General features: G+C 63.1%; 5 protein-coding genes and 2 tRNA genes. 2 read left to right on the forward strand and 5 right to left on the reverse strand.

The features are described from left to right. Positions 1 to 84: 84 nt before the first annotated feature. A complete protein-coding gene (locus tag HU735_RS19765) occupies positions 85 to 1476 on the reverse strand; it encodes a PLP-dependent aminotransferase family protein (RefSeq protein WP_186714877.1) in 1392 nt (463 codons plus the stop codon). A gap of 187 nt (positions 1477 to 1663) precedes the next feature. Between HU735_RS19765 and HU735_RS19770 the strand changes: the two genes are divergently transcribed. Beyond that, positions 1664 to 2866: a benzoate/H(+) symporter BenE family transporter gene (locus tag HU735_RS19770; protein WP_186714878.1), complete on the forward strand. Its 1203-nt coding sequence runs from the start codon at positions 1664 to 1666 to the stop codon at positions 2864 to 2866. Between the two features lie 26 nt (positions 2867 to 2892). Here HU735_RS19770 and HU735_RS19775 read toward each other — a convergent pair. Both HU735_RS19775 and phnN read right to left on the reverse strand, forming a co-directional pair. Then, positions 2893 to 2969 (reverse strand) — tRNA-Arg (locus tag HU735_RS19775). 74 nt (positions 2970 to 3043) lie between these two features. Then, positions 3044 to 3667, reverse strand: a complete 624-nt coding sequence (gene phnN, locus HU735_RS19780) for a phosphonate metabolism protein/1,5-bisphosphokinase (PRPP-forming) PhnN (RefSeq protein ID WP_186714879.1) — start codon at positions 3665 to 3667, stop codon at positions 3044 to 3046. 346 nt (positions 3668 to 4013) lie between these two features. On the opposite strand from phnN, the gene HU735_RS19785 reads away from it, so the two are divergent. After that, on the forward strand, positions 4014 to 4340 hold the full coding sequence (locus HU735_RS19785; protein WP_003254499.1) for an Arc family DNA-binding protein: 327 nt from the start codon (positions 4014 to 4016) through the stop codon (positions 4338 to 4340). A 140-nt stretch (positions 4341 to 4480) separates the two neighbouring features. Here HU735_RS19785 and mgtE read toward each other — a convergent pair whose 3' ends face one another. Together mgtE and HU735_RS19795 are read right to left on the reverse strand one after the other, a co-directional pair. Next, positions 4481 to 5923 (reverse strand): magnesium transporter, encoded by a 1443-nt coding sequence (mgtE, locus tag HU735_RS19790; RefSeq protein ID WP_186714880.1) that lies wholly within the window; start codon positions 5921 to 5923, stop codon positions 4481 to 4483. 399 nt (positions 5924 to 6322) lie between these two features. After that, positions 6323 to 6399: transfer RNA gene (locus HU735_RS19795), tRNA-Arg, on the reverse strand.

Raw genomic sequence — 6399 nt, forward strand, 5'->3', positions numbered from 1 at the left:
CGTCGCGGCGCCTTGCCCGAACACCCAAGCCACTCGCCAAAAGAGAACGTATTTCCGAGACAGGACACTAGCGCCCGCCATACGTCAGTAAAAGCGCTTCGGATCCCCTGACTCGAGCAGGCTGGCCAGCTGGGTCAGGGCGAAGCGCAACTCCTCCCGGCTGGTCGGCGACATCAGCACGACCCGCACACCACGTGGATCGCCCGTGCGTTCCACCTGGAACTGGCTGGCGCTCATGACCACCACGCCATTGGCCCGCGCCAGCAGGGCGAACTCGTCGCTGCGCCACGGCTCGGGCAGGTTGAGCCAGAGGTGATAGCTGTGCGGCTGGCTCTGCAGCGACACACTGGCGAAGACTTCACGGGCGATGGCCTGACGTGCCGCCGCCTCGGCGCGGTGCATGCGGATCAACTGGCTGTCCAACCCTTCGCCGATCACATGGCTGGCCAGTTGCGCGGTCAACGGCGAAGGCATCCACACCGTGCTGCGCACCATGGCGGTCAGGCGTGACAGCAGCTTCGGCGGGCTATACAGGTAGCCGATGCGCAGCGCCGGCATGACCGACTTGGACAGGCTGGTGAGGTAGATTGAACGCTCCGGGGCGAAGGTCGCCAGCGGCCGGGTCTGCGGGTCGGTGGCGAGGAAGCCGTAGATGTCATCATCCAGCAGCAGGAAATCGAACTCCTCCGCCAGCGCCGCGATCTGGGCGCGGCGCTCGTTGGACATGATTGCCGTGGTCGGGTTCTGGCAGGTCGCCACGCACACCAGCATGGCGGGCCGCTCGCGCTGGCAGATCTCGCGCAAGGCCTCGGGGATGATGCCCTGCTCGTCCATCGGCACGCCACGCAGACGGCGGCCCAGGCCATGGGCCACGGAAATGATGCCCGGGTAGCACAGCGACTCGCACAGCACCAGGTCGCCCGCTCCGGTCAGGGCGCTGATCGCCACCATCAACCCATGCTGGGCGCCGCTGGTGATGACCACCTGCTGCCACTGCGCACCCGGTAGCCACTGGCGCAACCATTGTGCGCCCGCCTCGCGATGCGCCGGATGGCCGCCGTCGGGGGCGTAGTCCAGCACCTGCTCCAGCCGTGAGGTATTGGCCAGCTCGGTCAAGGCGTTACGCAACCAGTACTGCAGGGTTTCGCCGTAGGGCTTGATGATCGACAGGTCGAGTGCTTCGCCGCGGGCTGCAGGTGCAGTTCGGGCGGTAATGGGGGCCTCGCCCGTCTCGGCGATCCGGTCGAGGACGTAGGTGCCACGCCCCACCTCGCCCTGGGTCAGTCCACGGCGCGACGCCTCGGTGTAGGCGCGACTGATGGTGCCTGGCGTGACATCCAGCGCCTGCGCCAGTTCGCGCAGCGTCGGCAAGCGCTCGCCACGCCGCAGCGCGCCGCTGGCGATATCGTGCGCCAGCGCATCGGCAATGGACAGGTAGACAGGCTGATTGCTTTCGCTGATCCGTGGAACCCACATGAGACGGCTACCGGGCTGAAAATGATTGAAATTTGAACACACAGGCCAACTTGAGTCGATCCTCCGAGCGATTCAAGTTGTAAGCATCACCCGCGTGGGAGCTGCCCCACTTGAATTCAGGTCTCGTTACCGTATAGATTCAATTTGAATCGACTCAATCGAATCAATCAACTCACCTGGACTCGCCATGGACAACCTCAGAAAGGATTTTTCCCTCTCCGCCCTGGTCGCCGGCCTGATCGCCGTGATCATCTCCTACGCAGGCCCCTTGATCATCGTATTCCAGGCCGCCGACCAGGCAGGCCTGGACAACGCCGCGACCGCTTCGTGGATCTGGGCCATCTCCATCGGCAGCGGCCTGACCGGCCTGCTGCTGAGCTGGAAACTGCGGGTGCCGGTGATCACCGCGTGGTCCACGCCCGGCGCGGCGCTGCTGGTGTCGATGCTACCGAGTGTGTCACTGGCCCAGGCGGTGGGCGCCTACATCGTCGCCTCGCTGCTGATTGCCGTGATCGCCCTGAGCGGCGCCTTCGACAAGCTGATGAATCGCCTGCCCAAGGCCATTGCCGCGGCGATGCTGGCCGGCATCCTGTTCCGCTTCGGCGCCGAGCTGTTCAGCTCGATCCGCCTGCAGCCCGTGCTGGTACTGTCGATGCTGGCGAGCTACCTGCTGTTCAAGCGCTTGTCGCCGCGCTACGCGATTCTTTCGGTGCTGATCGTCGGTTGCGGCCTCGCCGCCGGCCTGGGCCAGCTGGACACCCAGGCCCTGGTGCTGGAAATGACCGTCCCGACCTGGACCAGCCCGCAGTGGAGCTGGCAGGCCATCATCAATATCGGCCTGCCCCTGGCCCTGGTGTCACTCACCGGCCAGTCGGTGCCCGGTATCGCCGTGCTGCGCACCTCCGGCTACCAGGTGCCGGCACGCCCGATCGTCTCGGTCACCGCCCTGGGTTCGCTGCTGCTGGCGCCGTTCGGCTGCCACGGCGTCAACCTGGCGGCGATCACCGCCGCCATCTGCACCGGCCGCGAGGCCCACGAGAACCCGGACAAGCGCTACATCGCCGGCATGGCCTGCGGTGCCTTCTACCTGCTGATGGGCAGCTTCGGTGCCACGCTGGCCTCGGTGTTCGCCGCCCTGCCGAGGGAACTGATCGCCGCCCTCGCCGGCCTGGCACTGTTCGGTGCCATTGCCAACGGCCTGGCGGGCGCCATGAGTGACGAGAAACAGCGGGAGCCGGCGCTGATCACCTTCCTGGTCACCGCATCGGGCATGAGCCTGCTCGGTCTTGGCGCCGCGTTCTGGGGGCTGATCTTCGGGCTGGCGGCACACTTCGCCCTGAGCTACAGCCGCACGACGCGGCAGCCGCAGGCAAGCGTTCAGGCTCGTTGAACGAAGACAAGGGGAATGGGGGGAGATGGCGTCCCAGGGCAGGTTCGAACTGCCAACCTTCCCCTTAGGAGGGGGATGCTCTATCCAATTGAGCTACTGAGACACTGGAGCCGACAACAGACGCTGTGCGGCGGGGACGGCGAGCATGTTAACCAGCGTGTGGGCATTTGTCATGTATCAATCGGGCATTTTGCACGTCGGCTTTTTCCCCGCCGCGTCTGCGATCACGCCTTCGCTGCGCAACAGCGCGAGCAACGCCTCGACCGCGCTGGCCAGCGAAGCGGAGTTGTCCACGACATGCACGCCGGGATCATAGGCCTGCAACCTGAAGTTGCGGGCCAGGCGCTGCTCGATCTCTTCATTGCTCTCCCGCCCCCTGGCCAGCAATCGCTGCCGTAGCGCTTGCTGGGAAACCGTCAGCCCCACGGCCACCAAGTCGGGATAGCGCTGCCGGGCGTTGGCCAGGTAGGCACGCGAACCATTGACCAGCACCGACCGCCCCGCAGCAAGCCATGCGTCCAACTGTGCGGGGATGCCATAGCTCAAGCCGTTCGCCTGCCAATCCAGGGCAAATGCCCCCGCCTCGCGCATCGCCTCGAAGCGCTCGACACTCACCCCAAGCGCGGCTTCGCCCTTGGCCTCCGCCGAGCGCGTGATGACCCGCCGGGCGACCTCGACGCCTTGGGCGAACAATCGCTCACGCGCCGCATCGATCAGGGAATCTTTTCCCGAACCCGACGGTCCCATGAGGAATATCAGGCGCCCCCTTGAGGCCGCCCCACCGCTTGCGTCATATTGCATAGCCACTATGCTCAATGTGTGGGAAACCAGCGTATTCCAGGATTTTCCCCAGACCTTTACCGTCTTTTACCAGATTTTGACGGCATTTGTCTGACGCCGGTGCAATTCGATGAATGTGAAACTTTTCAAACCAGTGCTCATTTCTGATAATTGGTACTGGCAAAAAGCCTTTATCGAGATCACTATTTGTCACAGAATTGACGCCAAGGAAACGGCGACCCTGAGGCAAGATGAAGAACCAAAATCAAATCACGGTTGAACATTTTGTCGTCGCCGCGGTCGTACTTCCACCGTGCGGCCAATTTGCGAACCGCTCCCCCTGAACCAGAACAACCGGTCAATTTATATGCGCCCAATGAAACAGGCTATCTATTCGAGCCGCACCGCTGACAAGTTCGTCGTCCGCCTGCCAGACGGGATGCGTGAGCGCATTGCCGAGGTAGCGCGCAACCATCACCGCAGCATGAACTCCGAAATCATCGCCCGCCTGGAGCAGAGCCTTATCCAGGAAGGTGCCCTGGGTGACGAACTGAGCATGCGCCTGGACAGCCCAGAGCTCAGCCTCCACGAACGTGAACTGCTGCAGCGCTTCCGCCAGCTGTCCCACCGCCAGCAGAATGCGCTGGTCGCCCTCATCGCTCACGATGTGGAAATGGCCGCCGACGCGTCCTGATCCAGGCCGGGACATCGCCCACAAAAAAGCCAGCGCAAGCTGGCTTTTTTGCATCTGGTTGCTGAGTCACGCACACCCCTACTGTAGGAGCGGCCTTGTGCCGCTCCTACAGGGGGTTGCGCATGGCCTTCACCTAACGCTTACAGCAGGAACAGCGTGGCCAGGCCGAGGAAAATAAAGAAGCCGCCACTGTCGGTGACCGCAGTGATCATCACACTCGACCCCATCGCCGGATCACGCCCCAGGCGCGTCAGCGTCATCGGGATCAGCACGCCCATCAAGGCGGCCAGCAACAGGTTCAGGGTCATCGCCGCGGTCATCACCAGGCCCAGCGACCAGCTACCGTAAAGCCAGAACGCCACGACACCGATCACGCCACCCCAGATCAGGCCATTGAGCAGCGACACCGCCAGCTCCTTGCGCATCAGGCGGCTGGTATTGCCCGGCGACACCTGGTCGAGGGCCATGGCGCGCACGATCATGGTGATGGTCTGGTTGCCCGAATTGCCACCAATACCCGCCACGATCGGCATCAATGCCGCCAGCGCCACCAGCTTCTCGATGGAGCCCTCGAACAGGCCGATCACCCGCGAGGCGACGAATGCGGTGATCAGGTTGATGGCCAGCCAAGCCCAACGGTTGCGCAGCGAGCGCCAGACCGAGGCGAAGATGTCCTCCTCCTCGCGCAGACCGGCCATGTTGAGCACTTCGCTCTCGCTCTCTTCACGAATCAGGTCGACCATTTCATCGATGGTCAGACGGCCGATCAGGCGCTCGTTCTTGTCCACCACGGGGGCGGAAACCAGGTCATAACGCTCGAAGGCCAGGGCGGCGTCGTAGGCATCTTCCTCGGGGTGGAAGGTCACCGGGTCATTGGCCATGACCTCCGCGACTTTCTTGTCCGGGTCGTTGACCAGCAACCGCTTGATCGGCAGCACGCCCTTGAGAATGCCATCGTAATCGACGACGAACAGCTTGTCGGTGTGCCCCGGCAGCTCCTTGAGCCGACGCAGGTAGCGCAATACCACCTCGAGACTGACGTCTTCGCGGATGGTGACCATCTCGAAGTCCATCAGCGCACCCACCTGCTCCTCGTCGTAGCTCAGGGCCGAACGCACGCGCTCGCGCTGCTGAGCATCAAGGGTTTCCATGAGCTCGTGGACGACGTCGCGGGGCAACTCCGGCGCCAGGTCGGCGAGTTCGTCGGCGTCCATCTCCTTGGCGGCGGCCAGCAGCTCGTGATCGTCCATGTCGGCGATCAGGGTCTGACGCACGGCGTCGGAGACTTCGAGCAGGATGTCGCCGTCGCGATCCGAGCGCACCAGCTGCCAGACCGTCAGGCGGTCGTCCAGAGGCAAGGCTTCGAGGATATAGGCGATGTCGGCGGGGTGCAGGTCGTCGAGCTTGCGCTGCAGTTCGACAAGGTTCTGGCGGTGGACGAGGTTTTCCACCAGGTCATGGTGATGACCTTCCTGACGGTGCGTCAGGTCCTCGACCACCCGCTGGCGCTGCAGCAGTTCGATCACCTGGGCCAGGCGATCCTGCAGGCTGTCTTGGGCTTTCTTTACTTCGATTTCGGTCATAGGCGAACTCCACTCCCAGCAGCGGAGCACGCCGGGAGAATCAATCGGTCAGATCTGGCTGTATGAAGCGTGTTAGCGAGTAACTACTGGGTAAGTCCATGGTGGGATTCCACAAGCCCCGGCGGGGCTGACGGGCGCAATCATACACTGTGTAAGCTGTCGGATCGCTTAAATTTTTGGCCAGAACAATCGTTTGCGCGCTAAAGCTGTGACAACGCTCGAAGCCATCAGTGCGACGGTCGCTCTGGCGTGAAAAGCACATTGGTCGTGTGCCGGTTCGATTGGCAGCGCCGCTCCCTTCCGGGAGCATCTACAGAACAGCGTAGATGGACATCCGTGACAATTCAGCGCGCCAGAAAAACAAAAAGCCCGCTCTAATTGAGCGGGCTTCTTGATGTATGGCGGACTCAGCAGGATTCGAACCTGCGACCGCTCGGTTCGTAGCCGAGTACTCTATCCAGCTGAGCTATGAGTCC

It is taken from the genome of Pseudomonas sp. BW16M2 (assembly GCF_014268865.1).
GTDB lineage: Bacteria > Pseudomonadota > Gammaproteobacteria > Pseudomonadales > Pseudomonadaceae > Aquipseudomonas > Aquipseudomonas peradeniyensis.

What these genes read in the sequence shown, in the direction of transcription:
- phnN (WP_186714879.1), bottom strand. Translation starts at nt 3,667, where the DNA reads ATGCAATATGACGCAAGCGGTGGGGCGGCCTCAAGGGGGCGCCTGATA.
- HU735_RS19765 (WP_186714877.1), bottom strand. Translation starts at nt 1,476, where the DNA reads ATGTGGGTTCCACGGATCAGCGAAAGCAATCAGCCTGTCTACCTGTCC.
- HU735_RS19770 (WP_186714878.1), top strand. Translation starts at nt 1,664, where the DNA reads ATGGACAACCTCAGAAAGGATTTTTCCCTCTCCGCCCTGGTCGCCGGC.
- mgtE (WP_186714880.1), bottom strand. Translation starts at nt 5,923, where the DNA reads ATGACCGAAATCGAAGTAAAGAAAGCCCAAGACAGCCTGCAGGATCGC.
- HU735_RS19785 (WP_003254499.1), top strand. Translation starts at nt 4,014, where the DNA reads ATGCGCCCAATGAAACAGGCTATCTATTCGAGCCGCACCGCTGACAAG.